We start from the raw sequence: 19,983 nt of genomic DNA, 5'->3' as shown, positions 1-19,983 counted from the left end.
CTTGCTTTATAAGATTCCTAAACTACTAAATCAAAAAGAATAATTGAAGCCGGTATCAATTAACGATATAAAAGGAAGGAGAAAATATGAATAATTTTAATAGAAAATCTGCAAAAGTATTATTAATGCTTACAATATTACTCACAGCAGAAACTTCAAATGTGATTGGAACCGTTAAGACTGAAACGCTACGAAATCCCCAGATAGCAGAAACAGTAGCAAATGAATCAATACCAGAAACAGTCATACCCAATGAGCAGTCTAATAATCAATTTGAGGAGGAAAAGCAAACAACAACTGATGTAAGACCAGAGATTAGTTTCTCTCAAATTCGGATGCCACTTCAAGTACCAGAATTTGTTTCTGAACAAAAAAATCCTATACTATTAGATACAGAACGTCTCTTTATTCAATCTGGGAGAATAGAAAAGGTTTTTGATAGGAGTAATTCAACAACTTCCGCAAATCATACCCCAGCGCAAATTACAATTGATGGCGTGCCAGTGAATTACTCAGCTACTGTCACTTTCTCTGATCAAAGTGTTGAACGTGATAGTTTAGGAAATGTCGTTGATAAACCAGTCAATGTTACAAATTTTAAATTAGTGGATACAGGTATCGAGCTTACTTCAGAAGAAAGAGAAAAAATAATCACAGAGCTTTATACTGGAAGAATCAACCCCTTTAAGATTACAGAAGAGCATATTAACCTTGGAAGCCTATATGTGAGACCTGGTAGTAAATATTACGATGGAAATTACTCTGCAAACTCTTCTACCACAGTGGCAAATGTTAGTATGAATTTAGACAATACTCCTTTTACTATACAGTTCTATATGTTCAGTATGTATATCTACTCAAAGGATGTCGTCGGTTCAAGATTTCTCCAGAAAGATGTGGGGAATGGTTTAGAAGTTCATGTAGATAGCATTAAACTCACTCCTTATTATTCAGGATCAGGCACAGATTTTGAAGGTGCGATGAATAGGCAGGGAGATTCATATTACAACTATGATTGGGAACCACTTGAAAGTTATATGGCTACTCATCGGGTAAGACCAGCGAGTATTTTAAAACGTGCCTTGAATTGGACAACAGGAGAGGTAAAGGATAAGAGATACGATGGGACGACAGGGGTAAAGGAAGTGATTCAAAATCCAATATTGACAGGATTTGTTGAAGGGGAAAACCAAGAAAATACTAATTTGACGACTCGTTTTTCTAATCACCAGTTTGCAAATTCTTCAGTGGGTGTTTGGTCAATTGAGGCTGATTGGTTGTTTGAATCAACTTCTAATCAATCCCCACCTGAAAATAGTAACTATTCTGTAAGTAGTCAGCCAAGTTTTAAAGCAGCTGAAATTATAGAATTTAACCCAGAGGAACTTTGGCTCGAAGATATTGATGTTATAGCAGGTCATGTAGAGAAAGTTTACGATGGGACAAAAAGCTTAACAAGAGAAAATGCTAATATTACAAAAGCACCTCAAATTACAGTCAACTCCGTTTCTCCAATTGTTCTCAAAATAAGTGTCGATGATGGGGAATGGAATTTCAATGATATTAATGTCAACTGGGATTCAGGAGGGCTATTGATAATGTTCCTTTGACAATAAATAGTGTCCATCTTGAAGATGAAAATGAAAATCAATATACACTAAGAGAAGAAGACAAAGGAGAGTTCCTATCCTTACTATTTTCTGGTACAATCCTTCCACGTAAAGTAACCTGGACTAAGGGGAAGATTGACGACAAACTCTATAACCAAAGTAAAAATGTTGATATGAATACCATTATTGAGTATCCAGAGCTTGATAACATAATTTCAGATGATAAAGCATACCTTAGTATAAATAAAGGAACACTTGAGTTTGCGAGTAGCAACGTTTCTAGAGGTGCTAATCAAGAAATTCTTACTCAACAAATTTCCGTCACAGGTTGGGGAATCAGTGAAAAAGATAAGAATGTCATCAGTAACTATCTTCTTGTAGATTCGAATACCAGTGATACTGAAGGAACTCGTATAATTGATGGAAAACCAACTGAATTTCAACCAAGCTTTGAAGAAGCAAAAATCTTACCATTACCTGTGACTTTCGCTTCCGAAATTACTGCAAAAAAAGTATTTGATGGTATATCTAGTTTTGATGAGCAAAATGAGAAACATATTTTCTCTATTAAGGAAGGCGATGAATCAAATTTTACTGGTGTGTTGCCAGGTGATGAGTTGATTCAAACAGTTGCTCATATAAAAGGAGAACACCTGAGCGATGAAGATGCCAAGATATCAGGAAACTCAGGTTCTGGGATACTTCTTGTTGACGATAATTATGTTGCGAAATTTGAAGGAGCCCAAGCTGATAATTATTATTTAGCAGAAAATTTACTGGTAAATAGTGAAATTACTAAAGCTTCAGGACCTATTGTAGAGTTGACAATTAATAAAATTACAGCAACAACTCTAAGTATTGATTCAACTATCATTGATAAACATGATTGGTTCCGACCACTTTTACGAACCATAGATGGTCCTCATACAGCAATTTATGCAATCAGTACAGAATCTGATTTGTCATATCATCAATTAACTTGGCAAAAGACACCAAATTTTACAAAGTTGAATCCTAATAGCAGATATTACATTTATTCTTATGTCATGGAAAGTCGAAACTTTCTTGAGGGAAGTCCAACGATTCTTCCTGTTCATACTTTGAAAAGTGAAGCAAATGATTCATCAGAGCATGGAAGGAACAAGCAAAAACAACAAGTGGCTCTATTTTCACCCAACCATAAAGAAACCAAAGGAATCATTGGTAATTTGGGAGACTCAGCTGCTGGGTTTGGTTTAGTAGGAGTTTTACTTATGGTATTAGTAGGATGGTTTAAAAAATATAAATAATAAAAAAAGAATGAAAAACTAATATTGGGTTTTTCATTCTTTTTTTTAAATAGCAAACTCATTTTGGGCTATAACTGAAACATTTAAGAAAATCGAGCGAGAAATGCATAATATTTTTTATGTAAAATATTAAAAATTAAATTTTCCTATGTTATCGTGAAACACAGATTTTGTGTTGAACGTTGAATTTGTACTTACACTAAAGTTAAATTGTATATTAGTTAGATGCTAGAAAACAGAAAGGAAATTAAATATAATTAGCTGAAAAGAATTGAAAACTTTCATAAGGTTATCAGGGAACTTGGGATGTAACTAATACTTATTAGCAATTTTTTCAAGGAAAGAGATATGAATATTGAAAACTTATTATGATGTACGATTGAAATATATAGAAAATAGGAAAGAAGAACACTCCTTCCTATTTTAAAATAATCGAAAAACAAGTAGGGTTTTACCATTAATATTACTATGGCAAAACTTTTTAATAAGCTAGATAATGCTCAAGTATAGTTACTTGAGTTTTTGTCATTGCACCAATATAAAAATCGTTCAATATAGTAAACCTTTATTTACTAAAAACTATGTTTTGAATATTGTAATATTAAGGTTTTAAAAAAACGACAATTGTTATATTTAACTTTTTTGTAATAATAAACTCCCATTTACCTTGTGATAAAATCTATTTTGCATTAAAATTAAAATAAAGATTAGATTGTAACATAAATATTACTTTAAAAATAATGAATGAATTCAAAAAGTAAATAGAGAATTCAATTTTTATATTTTGAATTTTGCTTCTCTTCTTCATAATATATAAGTTTGAATAGGAAAGCGATATAAATGAAGTCTATTATATCCTAAAGGATTAGAAAAAACTATCTTTCTAACATATATCATTTTTAATATTTATAATAATTGACTTATTCTGTTTATGAGTTCTAAAATTCAGAAATTACTATTCCTTCTCTAACTTTATACGTTAGTTTCCTTATAAAAGGACAAAAACTAATATTTAGGTTTATGAGATTTCCTCCTTAGAGAAAAATCTTAAATATATTATATAAGGAGAAACATCGTTTACACTTAAGTCGCTTATCATGAGTATCACTTTCTCAATCTAGAGAAAAATTAGGAGAAACCATGAACAAAAAAAATTTATTTGCTTTGCTTGTGTTGCTTTTAATGATGCCTACAGTTTACGCTCACGCAGCCGAAACAAAGTATAACACGCAAGGCCGTGTAGGGTTTACAGGTGTTTGGAAAACGCCCCCGTCATCTAGTGGTGAGAATGTTCCTCCTGCGGAATCTAAACCCACTCTTCCTAAGGAGCAAAGTATTCTTCCAAAAACGGGAGATGCAACAAATTCTTCAGTTATAACGAGTTTTGCAGGAATGATTCTTTTATTCCTCATTACAGTTTATAAAAAGTATAGAAGGAGGGAAGCCATATAGGAAAATACTAAACCCAAAGTTTTATTACTCACCATTTGAAAAATAGTTTATTTCTAATGGATTAACATTTAAGGAGAAACATTTAATGAACAAATTAGTATTAAAATCTTCAGCACTATTAGCAACACTTTTAATTGCAGGACCAGTGCTTATTTCTACCGCAGGTGCAGCAACGACTACTGGTGGTGACTATACTTCTAGTGCCAACCTTACTTTGCAAGCAGGAACAGGTCCAGTAGACCCTCTTGATCCCACTGATCCAACCAATCCAGTGACTCCCGTAGATCCAGGAACCCCAGGAGCATCAGGTAACTTGACAGTTGACTATGGTTCAACCCTTTACTTCGGTACACAATCAATCTCTACACAAGCACAAACTTATTATGCTCACCCTGACATGGTAGTAGATAAAGACGACGTTACTAAAATTGTACCCAACTATGCGCAAGTGACTGACCAATCAGGAGATTTGGCTGGATGGACTCTGACCTTGACTCAAGCCTCAGATCTTCACTTGACATCTGGTAGTTCTTCAGATGCAGGCTATGCACTTACTGGAGCACAAATTAACTTCAACGGTGGAACAATTGTAGGTGGGAATGGAATTACCGCAGGTACACCAAGTGATGTTGTAAGCTCAGGCTCACTCACACCAGGTGTAGCGACTAAACTTGTTTCAGCAGCTGAAAATGAAGGGGCAGGAACCTGGCTTTACAACTTTGGTGATGTAGATGCATATGATGCAGCATCAGTAGATACTGCAAACACGTCAGATCAATCTAAAGTTGCGACAAAATCAGCAATTAGTTTAACAGTTCCAGCAGGTTTGGTAGAAAAAGCAGCGCCTTATACAACAGATTTATATTGGAGTCTCCAAGCAGTACCAGGCAATGATTGGTCAGGTAACACATCTGCAGTAACTCAATAAAATCATACTGTATTAAAAATATGATTATTTAAAAGGAGACAACTAATGAATAAAATGTTACTGAAATCAGCTTCAGTATTGACCACATGTCTTGTAGTGGGACCTATGATTGCTGGTACTGTAAGTGCTGCAAGTACAGGCGGAGATTACACGTCTAATGGCTATGTTAATTTTGAAGAAGGGGATAATACAGGGATTAGCCCAGTTGACCCATTAAATCCGACAGTTCCAGTAGGACCAACAAATCCTGATGGTACAGACCCAGCACCAGGGACAGGTGGCGCACTTTCTATTGACTTTGCCTCAAGTTTGAGCTTTGGTACACAGAAGATTTCATCTAATGATGCAACTTATTATGCCCATGCTCAATGGATTAGCAAAGATAAAGATGGAAACGATGTTGATATTACCCGTCCTAACTATGTCCAAGTAACAGACACACGCGGAACATGGGATGGTTGGACTCTAACTGTTGCCGAAAGTGACCAATTCCAAAATTCAGATGGAGATAAGTTGACTGGAGCAGAACTATCTTTCAGCAAAGGCTATACGGATGGTACCACAGCAGCAACACCAGGTTATGTTAATACCGACAGCTTTACAGTAGGGACAGCAGCAACTAAGATTTTAGGTGCAGGCACTAATCAAGGAATGGGAACTTGGGTTTATGGTCTTGGTGGCAACGCAGACTACCAAGAAAACGGAGGACCACATCTTGATAATGATGCAGTATCAACAGCATCACCAATTACTCTTAAAGTTATTGCAGGAACCAATAAAGCAACAGCTTACACAACTCAACTTAATTGGTCATTAACAAATGCTCCAGGGAACTAAGCCATTTGCTTAACCTTAATAACATGAAAAGGAGGGTACTGTGAAAAAAATAACATTGTTAAGCGTGCCTCTCATCCTGATTTCATTGGGTTTAGCTCATAAAGCTTACGCCGCCACAACTCAGACCTATGATTCACAAGGAATTGTTGGATTTAGTACAGGAAGTGGGGTTCAACCTCCTGTAGATCCTAATACACCTGATCCTACACTTCCTGTAGATCCACAGAATCCAGACGGTTCAAAACCTACTCCTGGCGGTGATGGCCCACTTACAATCGATTTTGCATCAAGCTTTGATTTTGGAACTCACGATATCTCAAATGAAGACCAAACTTACCTTGCGAAAGCTCAAAAGTATTTTAATTCAGATACTTTAACGCCCAATTACGTCCAAGTAACAGATAGACGTGGCACATTTTCGGGTTGGGCTTTAAAAGTTGTAGAAACTTCTCAATTTACGCAAGTTGCTACAGGTCCTCAGAAATATAAAACGCTTAACGGCTCTGCGATTTCTTTGAGAAATCCAGTTCCAGCATCTACAAATGGAACATCTGCTCCCAAAGCTCAAGAAGTACTCCGCTTAATTCCAGGTGTAGAAACGCAAGTCGCACTTGCTACATCTGGTGAAGGTGCAGGGACTTGGGTGATTCGTTGGGGAAGTCAAACCAGTATTACGAAGGATGGACTCACTCCAGATGTAACACTATTTGTCCCCGGTACGACACCAAAAGATGCAGCAGCTTATACAACAACACTAAATTGGATTTTATCTGATTTACCAACTAATACTCCCACTTAATACAAGAGGAGTAAGCTATAAAAACTTATTTATATATCAGAAAGGCAGGACAATTTCATGTCTAAATCAGCAGTAAAATATATTTCATTAGCCACACTTGGACTTTTGGCAGCTTCTATTGCGCCACAAATTGCTAGTGCTGCAACAACACAAGTCTACAATTCACAAGGTGAAGTCACATTCACACCTGGTACTGATACAACAGGACCAGTTGACCCACAAGACCCAACTGTTCCTGTAAATCCTACAGAACCAGATGGTGTTAACCCTGGAGGGCCAACAATGCCAGATAGCGGTTTGACGATTGTTTATGCCTCAAGCTTTGATTTTGGTAGTCATCCAGTAAGCAATAAAGCAGAAGTTTATAACGCAGCAGCACAAAAATTGGATGATGATACCACACGTACAAACTATGTTCAAGTAGCGGATAACCGTGGGACCTTCTCTGGATGGAACTTAAAAGTTCAAATGACTGACTTCACTACTTCAGATGCAGGACTTGTTGCTAATGGTCATGGAACACTTACAGGCGCAACAGTTACACTTGGAGATGCAGAAATTCAAGGTGCTGGTACAGCAAATCCAGCTGATATTTCAGCAGCGTCAACAGTATTGACACCAGGTGTTCAATCAGACACAATCCTTGGAGCAACAGCAGGACATGGTTCAGGTAACAGCTTGCTTGACTTTGGTGGCAAAGATGGTGCAACCAAAGATACAGCCGTAACACTCGCAGTTCCTGCAGGTGTAGCGGGTGCAGCTAAATATACAGCAGACCTTACATGGACCCTTGATGACACACCTGCTAACTAATTTTTTAATAATATGTTTAGTGGTGAGAAACAAGTAAGGGAGATTTCATGCAAAGAAAAAACAAATTTAAACTTGTGACTTTTGCAATGTTGCTGGCATTGGTCCCATCTATGAACTTGGGGGCAATTCCTCAAGCTTTTAGTAGCGGACGTGTTACGCCAACATCTCTTGGGAAGATGTTATCACCTCAAGAAGTAGGAGCGACAACGTCAAATACTAGTATGAGTACCATGCTTAAAAGCGTTGTTCCCACTAGTAGTACTTTTAATGGTAAATCGGTTTCACAACCTAGTCGTACACCCCTTCCTCAAAACACAGTTAGTGATGCAATTGCTCCCAATAGTTTTGGATGGCAGCAAAGTATAGGTGGATTAACTTTACCAGCAAATCAGGTTACTGCTGTTCAGAATGGTACGCTTCTCGGTAGTTTTCCCGCAACGGATGCAGGTGTTCAACAAGCATTATATATGATGTATAGCGCCTCTAATGCGAGTACTTCAGATTTTGTACTTTATTTTGGTAGTAATACAACTTTAAATAACTCAGTAGTCAAGACTCCTGTTTCTGCACCAAGTGCAACCAGTATGACGTTTAGTACACTTGTTGGTCATGCTAAAAGCTTAACATGGGTATCTAACTCAGCAGATTCTTTGACGAATTCAAACACTTCTCAAGCACCGGGTACAAATTACACTGTAACACTACCGACCAATGTTTATTTTGGAGTACCTACGATATTCCGTAATGTGACTGTCGCTGCTAGCGGTGATAATATTTATGCTCAAGGGAATGCTTTTGCGACAACTAATGGCTCTTGGATTACAGGTGCTCCGAATATTTATGGAGGTACAGATAGTACAAATATTTCTGGTGATACTAACATTTATATTGGAGCAACAGGAAATACTGCAGGCTGGAACATCTATGGAGGTAATTCATCTGGTGGAACAATTTCCGGAGATACTCATGTTACGATTGCTCAGGCATCGTCAACCCTCAATAATGTAACAGGGGGGAGTGCGGCAGGTAGTACCATTAATGGAAATACTAACCTGGATATAAATGGTGCAATTGCTGCTCAAGTAACAAATATTTACGGAGGAGGCATTGGTACATCTGCTTCTCCAGTAAAAGTAAATGGGACTGTTACAACCTATGTTAAATCGACAAGCGCTAACGCACGCTATCAACTCTATCAAGGAGGTGCTTGCTACGGTAATATCTTGGGCTCTATTTATAATACACTAACTGGTGTTGGAGGCTGGACAAGCACTTCAAGTAATATTAATGGTACCTCTCCTTTTTCTGATTATAACGGTGGCTCTTTTCAAGGTAATATCGGAACATTAGGTGCGGGGAATGTCATATCTAATAGCTATGATACATCACTATTTACTACTGGACAGGCGCTTTTTACAGGTGCTAATTCTGGAACTGCAAATACGTATGGTGCAGCTACCAGTACGACAAGTGCAGCACAGGGGCTTATTTATGCCAATATTACAAATTACATAAAATCAGCCTTTTCTACAGGTACAGCAGGAGCTGTGTATGGTGTTGTTGGCGGGAATGGACATGACTCATTAAAAATTTCTCCAGCGCAATGGGGATTGGGGAGTCAAACAGGCTTAGATAGTGCTGTTACAGTCACTGATGCAAAGGCCTATGCACAAATTCCTACAAGTACAGTTATTGCTAATGCTCAGAAAATAACAAGTAATGCCATTTATGGAAATATCTATACATGGGAACAATCAGGGGTTATGTCTACCACTTCTGGTGGAGGTAACAATGACTGGACGGGATATTCTTATGGTGCAAGTTCTAATGGATATCTTCAAGGTCAATCTGTTCTTGAAGCAGGAACATCTAATCCTGACAACTCCGTTGGAGGAGCAGGAGTTGTATATTGTACAGCGATGGGGGGCACAGCAGAAACAACCCTTGCTTCTCAGGGAACAGTAGCCTATGGTAAGACCGACATCAACTCTGCCTATAATTCAGGTTGGGACCTTTGGGGTGGAGGTGGTACCGTTTGGACCTATCGTCAAGCATTTTTACAAAATGGAGATTGTTATTTAATTCATAATAATGATATTTCACGTTGGACTTACGGTGGACAATCTAACGGTAGCCAAGTCGGTAATTCCTATAACATTTTGAATGGTGGTATTGTTGATACCCTTGAAGGAGGGGGCTACACAGGAACAACTAGATGGGGATCTACTACAGCTCAAGTTAATATGGGACAAGTAAACTGGTTTCTATCAGGTGGTTCATGGGGCGATTTGTACAATACTAATAATGCAACGGTTAATGTTTATAATGGGTCAATCAACGCTATAGCTGGTGGTAACTACGGGCAAGCTGGAACAGAAACAATTGCAGGTGACTCTACTGTAAATGTTTACGGTGGTGACTTCTCAGGCAGTCCGCGTACAGGAACTAAGCAACTATGTGGTGGGCCATTCTTTAATGGAAGCTCATCTATTCTAGGTAGTACAACACTTAATTTGGATTTAACAGGAGCAACTGGTTCAACTTTTAAATTACCTTCAGGAACCTATCTATCAGGAGGCGCTGGATATAATAATACAGCAACCCATGTCGGTTCGGGAGTAAATAATAGTATCACTGTTAATATCTCTGCAAATTCTTCTTCTGGTAATGTTTTGAATGGAGCTGTCATTTATGGTGATGGTCAATCTAATGGTTCAAGTAGCACATATACTAATATTGGAACAATCAATATGAATATTAATGCAGACGGAAACACAGTAGATTCCCTCTATGCAACAAATTACGTTGCTATGCCCTCATCTGGTCAGCTCTATAATACCAATATTGAAGTCGGAGATGGGACAACTATCTCAGGAACGGTCTCTTCAGGTGGAAGTAGTGATAATTTGACAGATGCGATTGCATCGGCTAATACCAATAAATCAATAGTCACACTGGGAAATAATACTTCTCACAATCCAATCACAATTAATGGTTCGTTGATTAATTTCAATAGTGCAGAACTGACCTCACAAGCTACAGTTAATGTGGCAGGTTCCTTTAAAAATGGGGGTGGAGCTACAGCTGCGAATCATGCAGCGACATACTCGAAGCACGGAACGATTCAAATGGATAGCAATTCCACGCTTGGAATTACTTCCACATCATCTGTTGTATCTGGTAGTAAATTAATCGTTTATCCAAATGCCACATTATCTACGCCTTATGTTCAAACATCGGGATTAATTAACCTTTCAGATTTGGATATGTCAACTAATAATGGGAATTTATTCTGGGATCCTACAGGCACTCCTCCTACAAACATTAGCAATAGTTACGGTGGAGCTTATTGGGGACAACAATCAGGATTTCCTGTGTTAACTTTCAATGGTGGAGATACTTCCACAAAATCTGGTGCGGCGAATATTACACCAGATAACTTCTCAGGTGTTGATATAACAAGGAATTACGCTTTTCTAGGAGATTATACAATGAATTCACTCTCATCACCTAGCAATCCCACATGGATTGGCTATGTGATTCCTGGACAAATTCGTGTATATAATATGACAGGAGATGCTGGCTCTGGTTACTGGCAACATCATCTGAAATCAAATATTACAACAGGTACACCCGTCGCTGGACAGGCAATGCAAGCATGGGCTTCAGTTGCAGCTGATACAAATGCTAGCTCTATGAAAGTAATGTATGTCATGGGATATAGTGATAGTACAAGTAATCCTTTTACGTTCACAAGTCAATCGCCATACTACATCAAATCTAGAACAGCATCTGGATTTGATGGACGAGTTTTGAACAACTACCCCCAAACAAATCCTAATTTCGATGTCAGTGCGGGGACCACAGGAGCCACACGTAATTTTGCTACGGGAGATTACTTCACAGGGAACCAACAAAACGGCTCGAATGACCAAACCACTTTTGGGAGTTATATTATTCAAAATGTGGTCACAGATAATACAACTTCGTTGAGTGCAGGAAATTATATCCTACCTAATACCAGTTCAGGAACAAATGCCTCCTCATTAACTCAGACTCAACTCCAACAAATTGTTGGTTTGAAAGGGGTAGGAGTAATGTCCGATATTACTGTGAGTGATGGGACTTTATCGACAATTAACAATGCAGGTACGACGATTCAAGACCCTACTTCCTCAGGGACAAATGCTCAAGGTCAGTCTTATGCAGAAGTTCCAATGACTTGGACACTGGGCAGTAGTACGGCTAAAAGTAATATTGTTGTTGTTCCACAAGCTGCGGTTATTTCATCAGACCATCAGACTGCTGTGAATGCTTATGATACAAGTATGACAGGGGATGAGGCTAATGCGCTTAAAAATCAAGCCGATTTAGATGGAAATTGGACTTATGCTTTGGGCTTCAAAGCAGATGGCACAATAGAAGATCCGACAATTTCTACTCCGGTAGGTTTAGTCGGTACTTTACAAACCATTACGGCTGATAATCCAATCATTGATGAAAATGGAAATATCCATCCTGTAACTTATACTTACAATGGTGTATCAAAAGAGATCACTATTAATTTAAGCTTTGGATCAATTAGTTTAACCACTCCTACGATGTATGACTTTGGAACATTAAATGTTAGTCCAAAACCTTTGGTTGCTTGGGCACAAAGTCCTTCAAGTGATGTGACCGTCACAGATACTCGCACAGGAACAGGGCTTAAACCTTGGGACGTTACTGTTGCACAAACCCAAGATTTGCAAGGGGTCACAAATGGAAATAATCTTGCTCCATATCTTATCTTCAAGAATGGAACAGGAAGCCAACAAATTACAAGTGCTGCTATGCAAATTTACGCAAATACAGCACCAACAACCGGTACATTCAATTTGAATCAAAATTGGAATTCAGGCACTGGACAAGGTATTCAACTGAATATCCCTGTACAGAGTCAAGAAAAAGGAACTTACGAAGGACAATTGACTTGGTCTCTCAATGATGTACCCACCAATTAATAGAAGGATTGGTTAATTTGTATTTTTGTTCTAAATGGAAAGCAATTTCCATTTAGAACAACGGACTTATTTTATATTTATAGTAAGACAACGATTGACTAATAGAATGTATCGCTACATTTTTAGAAAGAGGGAATAATGAAAAATTATAGAAAAATTTTGTTATTAATTGCGACAATCTTTACTCTTGGAGCAATTAGTAAAGTGGCTTATGCCAACGAGTTTAACTTCTCGGTGAACCCCGTTCTCCCAGAAAATCAAATCGGTCAAAGTGGGTATTTCAATTTAGAAATGACCCCTGGTCAATCTCAGACTTTGACCGTTACACTCAAAAACTCAACAGAGAAAACGGTAATTGTTGAAGAAGCAATCGCAAGTGCCACAACGAATATTAATGGCGTCATCGAATATTCTCCAAATAAGATTAAGCCAGATCGCACTTTAAAGTACAATCTTGCAGACTATGCGACGATGCCCAAAGAAATTACCCTTACTCCAAAATCATCACAACAGGTAAAAATTAATGTTAAGATGCCTGATGAAACTTTTAAAGGGGTTATCGCAGGTGGGATTACGTTTAAAGAAAAAGATTCTGGCACAACAGACTCCAAATCTAAAGGTTTGAGTATTCAAAATAAATATGCGTATGTCGTTGCACTTTTGATGCAACAAGATAAAACAGGGGTTGCACCAGATTTAAAAATGAACGCTGTGGCTCCAGGCCAAGTGAACTATAGAAATGTCATTAATGCTAATCTACAAAATCCAAATGCAGGATACCTTAATCAAATGTATGCGCAAGCAACGATTAAGGGATTGAGTAATACGAGTTTGTCCTATACTGCAAATAAAGAAATGATGCAGATGGCTCCTAATACTAATTTTGATTATCCTATTGCGATTGGCGAAGGAAAGCGTCTTGAGGCAGGGAAGTATCGTTTAACCATGACGGTCTATGGTCAAAAAGATGCGAATGGAAAATATTCATATAAAGATGCGGCGGGTAAAGCGCAGAAATTTGATTATCGCTGGCAATTTACGCGAGACTTTACAATTTCTGGAGAAACGGCAAGAAAATTAAATGCTAAGGATGTCACGGTTAAACCAGAACCTTGGTATAAAAACTGGTTGATTTGGCTGGGAATTCTCCTGATTCTTTTGGCACTACTTTTCCTATTCTTCCTCTTATGGAAACGCCGTAAAGATGATGAAGACGATGAAGAACACCCCTCCGAAAAAGAAGAACTCCAAGCTCAACTTGAAGCGATTAAAGCACAATTGAATGAAGAAAGCAAAGAAGCTTCTGAAAAAGATGAGTGATGAACTAACTTGAAAAACCAAGACTGTGGAACACAGTCTTGAGTTTACTAGGGTTAAAACGATGGATATCAGAGGAGAGAATGGTGGAGAAAAAAGGTTTTTTTCAAAGAAAGATAGGATCTAAAGCTTCAGAGGGAGGGACATCAGTTACTACTCAACAAATTTCTGAAATTGCTCAACAGGTAACATCCTTAAAACAAAAAATAAAAAGAGTTGAACAAGAAAAAGAAGATATTAAGGTCCAATATGAAACATTGAAGCAAGTGAAATTGCAAGATAATAAATCAATGCAGTCTCAAAAGAACACGCAGTCTGAAAAAGTTTTAAATGAGCAGCTTCTAAAATATAAACAGCAAGTTGCCTCTCTAGAGCATGAATTAACAGGTAAAAAGAAGCAAATAGAAACCCTTGAAACAAAGGTTCTTGCAGAAAAAGATGAGCAAGTCAATCTTTCTAAGACTTTTGATGAGAAAATTGCAGAAAAAGACTCTGAGATTAGGCGGTTAACAAGAGAAAAACTAGAGATTAAATCAGAAGTTTCGGACGTTTTATTAGAACTCCAAGAACACTTTGCTTACAAGACGGCTTTGCTAGAAAGTGAACGTGAATTAATAGCTCAAGAAAAAAATAAGCAGGAATTACAGAGAAACAAGCAGCTTGAAGAATGGGAAAAAATCACACTTACAACTCAAAATGAAGCGGATAAGCTACTAGAAGAAGCAAAGGCAGAAGCCTTACAGATGATTAGTAAAGCAGAAGAGGAAGCGGCTACTCAGGAAGCCCAATCTAGAGTGAAACTTAGCCAACTTAAAGAGCGGATAGAGTATTATTCGGCTCAAATCAATGAAGCAGCTCAAACCATTGATCTTCTCTTGAGAAGTGTCAGTCATTTATAAAAATTTGTATCAGGTAAAGGAGTTTTGAGTCTTTGAAAAGGACTCAGAACTAAAGGAGAAAAAGGATGAATATTTTTGCTATTGATTTAGGAAATAAACGAATTAAGATGAAAAGTGACCGAGGGGAATATGTCTATCCTGCCTCTTATTTGACAGCAGAAAATGTAACCCGAGGTGTACTGGGAGGCTGGAAACTAAAAGGAAATCAAGTTTATTCTATAGATAAAACAGGAGAAAATCGATTTGTTTGGGGAACAGAGTTAGAGGCTTATCATCTCTCTGAAAAAATGATTGATACTTATGCTCGTTCGGGTCGGATTGAACAGAAAAAAACACAGCGTATTTTAGAATTTGCTTTGGGACGTCTAGCTTTAGATTACAAAGAAGCCCGTACTAAGCCACTTGTTGTCCAGCTGGTATTGGGCGTACCGATTACAGATCTGCATGAAGAGAGTAGAACAATTCAAATTTTGAAAGAGTTGATGATTGGACGACACTATATTCGGGTGGATGGGGAAGAGTTAATCATTGAAATTCCTTCTGAGGACTCTATCTTGGTTATTCCTCAATACATGGGAACTGCGTTTGAATTGGCTTATGATGAAGGAATGCATCCTGTAGATGAATATGTCAACGGACGTATGGGTGTTTTAGATATCGGGGCGGCACTATACTGATTAATACATCAAATCGCCTGAACCCAGCACCAATGGGGGCTGAACGCTTTGAGGGGATTCAGACATTAATTAAAATAATTGCTGGAAAAATTAATTCAACGAAGCTGTTTACGATTGAGCAACTCCTTCGTGAGGGAAGCTCTAGTGGAACTTATATTTATCGCCCAAATCGTAATGTCTCCGATTCAAAAGATATCTCCTTTATTGTAAAAAAATCAATAGAGGATTATACCCGATTTACTGTAGCCCCTTTGGTAACAGAAAATTTCCCTGATATTGAAGACATTGACTTCATTATCATGACTGGGGGTGGGGCAAATATTGTAGATAAAACGGCTCTACTGGATGAAATTGGTCAGGAATACTTTAATCGTTTAATTTTTATTGAAGCTTCCGAGTTAGCGAATGTTCGAGGATTTTATAAATATGCTTTTCTCATTTGGAATGGCTCAAGAGAGGTTCGAGAACCAGAGAAAATGGAAGAAGTGAGAACAATTTCTAGCGTGTCTACTGCTGAAGAAACTCCTCACCCAGTCTATTCTGAGCAATTAAAACAAGTGCAAACAAAGTTAAATCGCTTAAGAGAAGAAATTGAACAAGAGATTTAGTTGCTATGGATGATAAATTAGTTGAGGAATCAAAGGATAATTCTATGCCTGCAAGAATGGAAACTGAGCGAGAAAGCTTATTAATGGAAGTAAAAAAGGTTACTTTAAACTTTAATAAAGTTTTTGCTCAACAACTTGCTAGGAAGAACGGGGATTATACTTCTTTGCGGGAGGGATTGGCGCAACTTGAAAAAGAATATCTGCTTTCAACAGAGGCAGTAATCGCTAATACTAGGGTGTTGGATAAAATTGAGAAGGAAAATGCTCTTTTAAAGGCAACGAATAAAGGATTAGAGTCGAAAATCGCTGTAAATACTCAAAATTTTGCTAAAAATAAGCAAGAAACGGAGCTTGAGCTTAAACGACTGTCAGAAGAAAAAGCAGTGTTAGTCGATAATTTCAAAAAGGTAAAAGAAGAAACAAGCGTAAAAACGACAGTGGTATCTGCGCTTGAGCGAGAAATCCAAAAATTAAAACAGGACAGAAAAAAACAAGAGCAGGTTTTAGAGCAACTCATAAGAGAAAAAACTCAAATTGAGAAAGAATATGATCGTCTTACAGAGTCAGCGCTGGAAGAGAAAGCACAGCTTGCGGATTTGTTTCGTCATGCAAAAAGAATGAAAGCAGCGAGAAGAACGCCCTAAGCATGCGAAGGGAGTAAAAGAATAAATAGATGAGGAGTGAGGTATTGAGGAAAAATAAGAATGTTCTAAAATCTAGAGGCTTATTTTACTGGCTATTGATTGTTGCTCTCTTTTTGAAAGTCATTTATATCTATCTGGAAATAAAAAGTATTTTTTACTTGGACTATGTGTTACAAGGCTTTGTGCTAACAATTTTAACTCCTGCATTATTTACTGCAATATTGATGGGATTTGCTTCATTTATCCGTAAACAATGGCTTTACTACTGTATTTCTACGGGTATTAGCCTGATTGGAAGTAGCTTGCTCTTTATGGGGTTAATGTATTATCGGCTTCAGACACATTTTATCTTTTTTCCGAGAAAGATTGCGACTGCGGGTAGCGTAAGTGAGGGACAACACAATTTTTTCGCGATGCTTCATGTTGGAGATTTTATTTTTGTTTTTGATTTTGTTATTGTCCTCTTTGTCTTTTTAGGTCTACTTATTTTTAGTGGACGGAGCGGAAGTCAGCTAAAGGTTGAAGCAAGGGCGACACTGGAAGGCTATCAAAAAATGACCTCTTCCTTGCATTTGGCTTTAAATCAAGCAAAGAAGGAGCTTGGCCATCAAAAAGTGCTTCTTGGTCAGCTAAAAGAGGAAAATGGACACTTAAAAGATCATAATGTGAAGCTATTACAGAAAAAAGCGCTTCTTCAAGAAAAATGTAGTAATAGTCAACCAGGACTCCAAAAAGAACTGGTCTACCTGAAAGCTGAAACTACTAATCTTAGTGAAGGAATGAAAAAGTGGCAGGTGAGAATAAAACAACTTGAACAAATGGAGGTTCAAAAGAGGGCAGCACTAAGGGAATATAGAGAAAATTACGTCATTATCGCTGAAAAAATCGAACGTTGGTCAGAAGAAAAGAAGAAGAGTGAGTACGCTCTGGACTTTGCGGAGAAAAATCAGTTTGAAGCACTGGCTCGACTTGAGCAAGCAAAAGAAATTGCTCAAAGCGTTTATGAGGAAATGTTGTCCGACTCAGTGAAGTAGAAAAGTTGAGAAGGCTGTGTTGATCAGGAGAGGGCGTTAGAAAGGATAGTTATGAGTGGAACTATAATGGAACAAACAGAAGTTAATGAACGAATAAAGAATTTTAAAGCAGAGATGCGTCGTTATAGAATTCCTATCTTGAAGCTTTCAGAGGAGATAGGTTATCCAGCAGCATTATTATCGGATATTTTATTCTTGAGAAAGAAACCAGATATTATGTTGTTAAGGAAGATAGAGGAAGCTTTGAACGGTTCCATTCAGGATAAGGAGGAGGTCAGAACGGCTAAACCGAGAGGGACTGGCTCGACCTTACCTTTGGAAACGTTGAGTCAATCCTATCCTTCTTTAAGTTGTGCACATCCTGAGCTTTTGAATGAACTGGGCGGGAAGATTAAGGGGATAAGAACTCGCCTTAATCTCTCGGAGGTTGCGTTTGGAGTGGCCTTATCGCCCGTTGTTTCTCCTCGATTTATTAGAGAGATAGAGGGGAATCAATTTGTCCCTTCGTTGGAACACCTTATCCAGATTGCGGATTTAGGAGAGGTGACTTTAGATTGGTTGTTAAGAGGTTAGGCGGGAGACCATGGGGAAGTGAAACATGATGAAAGTTTAGCATGGAAACGTGGGGTAAAACTCCTATAAATATGTTGTGAAATTATTTTTTTCTATTCTTTATTTATGTCAGATATTTAAATCTTTTTGAATACTGAAGATTTTATTTTAAAATAAATATAAGATTTGTATTAAATAAAACTCATTTTTGACAATTGTTAATTTTAAATTTTGTGATTATATTGTAAAAGGGTTTGAATCAAAAGAGATAGAGAGTCAGATAATAATTAAAAAATTAGACTTGACAGTATGTATCATGAGAAGAGGAGTGTATGATTTATAAAAAGTATGGAGAGGTATTTAAAACTATACGTCAACAACATAGGTTTGCTCTGTCATATTTTGAATCAGTTGGTATTTCAAAAGGAATGCTCTCACGATTTGAAAATGGTAAATCAATGTTATCTTTCGACAAATTAATTTTGGCACTCCAAGAAATGAATATGTCTCTTCAAACTTTTTTAGTGTTTCTTAATAATAAAGTTCCAGATTATGTCGAAACAAAGTTTAGAGCCATTGACACGGCATATTGGAATGGAAATACAAAAAAATTGAAAGAGATATATGAAGAACACATCCAATATTATAATCCCAAAGAAGGAAATTTTGGGATAGAAAATTATGCTATTGCACTTTCTGCAAAAGCCCATTTTTCACCCTTGAAAGACGATGAACTAGAGGAAATTGGAAGTTATTTAGAAAGAGTGATTGTATGGAGTTTATATGAACTAAACATATTACTTAACTCAGTAGAACAATTACCCTTGAATTGCTGTTTAAATTGATAAAAAAGTTGATACATGATGAAGAGTATCAGTACATATGGACTAATGCAGAATTCAGATTATTGATTGTACGAGTTGTATTTCGAACAAGTTTAAGATATATAGAAGTAAACATGAAGAACAACTCTCAAAGTATAATTGAGCAAAGTAGGGTACTAATTCCAGAAGATGATTTTACGTGTGCAATTTTGATAAGATTTGCAGAAGGGTATTGGTTTTATGAGTATGGTAATGAAATTCTAGGAAATAAAATCATGAAGCAAGTCATTAAAATACTGGAAGATATTGATGCTGTTCATTATCGAAATTTTTTCATTAGATATCTTCGAAAAATTAGAAAATTAGAGAATTAGAGAATTAAGTAAAAAGGAGGTATTAAAAAAGGTTACTTGAGTGTTGACAAGAGAAGGAGGAATGATTGTTCCTGTTTGCTTTGGTAGATATATTTATAATCAATTTCTTTTTGTTGGAAAAAATTTAAATTTTTTCCAACAAAAACTAACAGATGAACTATTAAAAGTTAAAAAATGGAAATAGTTTTATATCTTGAATAATTAATTGCTAAACAGATATCAGACAATGTGGAGAGGGTTGTCATTAAAGATATGGAAGTTTTCAAAGTACCTTATATGCTATGATACATTTTTGTTACTGGATTATATGAAATCACAAAATC

The 19,983-nt window shown here is 37.1% G+C and carries 15 protein-coding genes and 1 pseudogene; all 16 read left to right on the top strand.

Annotated features, from left to right (window positions below):
* Positions 1–86 precede the first annotated feature (86 nt).
* Positions 87–1,610: a hypothetical protein gene (locus FLP15_RS09120; protein WP_142766862.1), complete on the top strand. Its 1,524-nt coding sequence runs from the start codon at positions 87–89 to the stop codon at positions 1,608–1,610.
* Positions 1,607–2,899, top strand: coding sequence for a hypothetical protein (locus FLP15_RS09115; RefSeq protein ID WP_142766861.1), 1,293 nt, complete (start codon positions 1,607–1,609; stop codon positions 2,897–2,899). Before FLP15_RS09120 ends, FLP15_RS09115 begins: the two co-directional genes overlap by 4 nt.
* A 1,140-nt stretch (positions 2,900–4,039) precedes the next feature.
* Positions 4,040–4,351, top strand: a complete 312-nt coding sequence (locus FLP15_RS09110; RefSeq protein WP_142766860.1) for an EF2685/EF0750 family sortase-dependent surface protein — start codon at positions 4,040–4,042, stop codon at positions 4,349–4,351.
* 85 nt (positions 4,352–4,436) lie between these two features.
* Positions 4,437–5,279: a WxL domain-containing protein gene (locus tag FLP15_RS09105; RefSeq protein WP_142766859.1), complete on the top strand. Its 843-nt coding sequence runs from the start codon at positions 4,437–4,439 to the stop codon at positions 5,277–5,279.
* Positions 5,280–5,324: 45 nt separating this feature from the next.
* Positions 5,325–6,116 (top strand): WxL domain-containing protein, encoded by a 792-nt coding sequence (locus FLP15_RS09100; RefSeq protein WP_142766858.1) that lies wholly within the window; start codon positions 5,325–5,327, stop codon positions 6,114–6,116.
* A gap of 40 nt (positions 6,117–6,156) precedes the next feature.
* On the top strand, positions 6,157–6,915 hold the full coding sequence (locus FLP15_RS09095) for a WxL domain-containing protein (protein ID WP_142766857.1): 759 nt from the start codon (positions 6,157–6,159) through the stop codon (positions 6,913–6,915).
* Positions 6,916–6,972: 57 nt separating this feature from the next.
* Positions 6,973–7,728 (top strand): WxL domain-containing protein, encoded by a 756-nt coding sequence (locus FLP15_RS09090; protein ID WP_142766856.1) that lies wholly within the window; start codon positions 6,973–6,975, stop codon positions 7,726–7,728.
* A gap of 47 nt (positions 7,729–7,775) precedes the next feature.
* Positions 7,776–12,731 (top strand): beta strand repeat-containing protein, encoded by a 4,956-nt coding sequence (locus tag FLP15_RS09085; RefSeq protein ID WP_142766855.1) that lies wholly within the window; start codon positions 7,776–7,778, stop codon positions 12,729–12,731.
* 138 nt (positions 12,732–12,869) lie between these two features.
* Positions 12,870–14,051, top strand: a complete 1,182-nt coding sequence (locus FLP15_RS09080; protein ID WP_142766854.1) for a WxLIP family cell surface protein — start codon at positions 12,870–12,872, stop codon at positions 14,049–14,051.
* Between the two features lie 80 nt (positions 14,052–14,131).
* On the top strand, positions 14,132–14,947 hold the full coding sequence (locus FLP15_RS09075) for a coiled-coil domain-containing protein (protein ID WP_142766853.1): 816 nt from the start codon (positions 14,132–14,134) through the stop codon (positions 14,945–14,947).
* A gap of 65 nt (positions 14,948–15,012) precedes the next feature.
* Positions 15,013–15,624, top strand: a complete 612-nt coding sequence (locus tag FLP15_RS13185; RefSeq protein WP_223804601.1) for a ParM/StbA family protein — start codon at positions 15,013–15,015, stop codon at positions 15,622–15,624.
* A gap of 32 nt (positions 15,625–15,656) precedes the next feature.
* Entirely contained in the window at positions 15,657–16,232 is a 576-nt protein-coding gene (locus FLP15_RS13180) for an Alp7A family actin-like protein (RefSeq protein ID WP_223804600.1), read from the top strand.
* 5 nt (positions 16,233–16,237) lie between these two features.
* Positions 16,238–16,876 carry a hypothetical protein gene (locus FLP15_RS09065; RefSeq protein ID WP_142766852.1) on the top strand — a complete coding sequence of 213 codons (639 nt, stop codon included), beginning with the start codon at positions 16,238–16,240 and terminating at the stop codon, positions 16,874–16,876.
* A gap of 44 nt (positions 16,877–16,920) precedes the next feature.
* Positions 16,921–17,910 (top strand): hypothetical protein, encoded by a 990-nt coding sequence (locus FLP15_RS09060; protein ID WP_142766851.1) that lies wholly within the window; start codon positions 16,921–16,923, stop codon positions 17,908–17,910.
* A gap of 51 nt (positions 17,911–17,961) precedes the next feature.
* A complete protein-coding gene (locus tag FLP15_RS09055) occupies positions 17,962–18,483 on the top strand; it encodes a helix-turn-helix domain-containing protein (protein WP_190288282.1) in 522 nt (173 codons plus the stop codon).
* A gap of 311 nt (positions 18,484–18,794) precedes the next feature.
* Positions 18,795–19,660, top strand: a pseudogene (locus tag FLP15_RS13865) (Rgg/GadR/MutR family transcriptional regulator).
* The last annotated feature ends 323 nt before the right edge of the window (positions 19,661–19,983 follow it).

The organism is Lactococcus protaetiae, from assembly GCF_006965445.1.
GTDB classification, from domain to species: domain Bacteria; phylum Bacillota; class Bacilli; order Lactobacillales; family Streptococcaceae; genus Lactococcus; species Lactococcus protaetiae.
Note: the sequence above shows the minus strand (reverse complement) of the source record. Positions and strands in the feature narration are given on the sequence as shown.

Bases quoted from the DNA above. Each gene is read 5' to 3' on its own strand.
- FLP15_RS13180 (WP_223804600.1), top strand. From the start codon at position 15,657: ATGGGGGCTGAACGCTTTGAGGGGATTCAGACATTAATTAAAATAATT.
- FLP15_RS13185 (WP_223804601.1), top strand. From the start codon at position 15,013: ATGAATATTTTTGCTATTGATTTAGGAAATAAACGAATTAAGATGAAA.
- FLP15_RS09065 (WP_142766852.1), top strand. From the start codon at position 16,238: ATGGATGATAAATTAGTTGAGGAATCAAAGGATAATTCTATGCCTGCA.
- FLP15_RS09055 (WP_190288282.1), top strand. From the start codon at position 17,962: ATGAGTGGAACTATAATGGAACAAACAGAAGTTAATGAACGAATAAAG.
- FLP15_RS09100 (WP_142766858.1), top strand. From the start codon at position 5,325: ATGAATAAAATGTTACTGAAATCAGCTTCAGTATTGACCACATGTCTT.
- FLP15_RS09110 (WP_142766860.1), top strand. From the start codon at position 4,040: ATGAACAAAAAAAATTTATTTGCTTTGCTTGTGTTGCTTTTAATGATG.
- FLP15_RS09085 (WP_142766855.1), top strand. From the start codon at position 7,776: ATGCAAAGAAAAAACAAATTTAAACTTGTGACTTTTGCAATGTTGCTG.
- FLP15_RS09075 (WP_142766853.1), top strand. From the start codon at position 14,132: ATGGTGGAGAAAAAAGGTTTTTTTCAAAGAAAGATAGGATCTAAAGCT.
- FLP15_RS09080 (WP_142766854.1), top strand. From the start codon at position 12,870: ATGAAAAATTATAGAAAAATTTTGTTATTAATTGCGACAATCTTTACT.
- FLP15_RS09120 (WP_142766862.1), top strand. From the start codon at position 87: ATGAATAATTTTAATAGAAAATCTGCAAAAGTATTATTAATGCTTACA.
- FLP15_RS09090 (WP_142766856.1), top strand. From the start codon at position 6,973: ATGTCTAAATCAGCAGTAAAATATATTTCATTAGCCACACTTGGACTT.
- FLP15_RS09105 (WP_142766859.1), top strand. From the start codon at position 4,437: ATGAACAAATTAGTATTAAAATCTTCAGCACTATTAGCAACACTTTTA.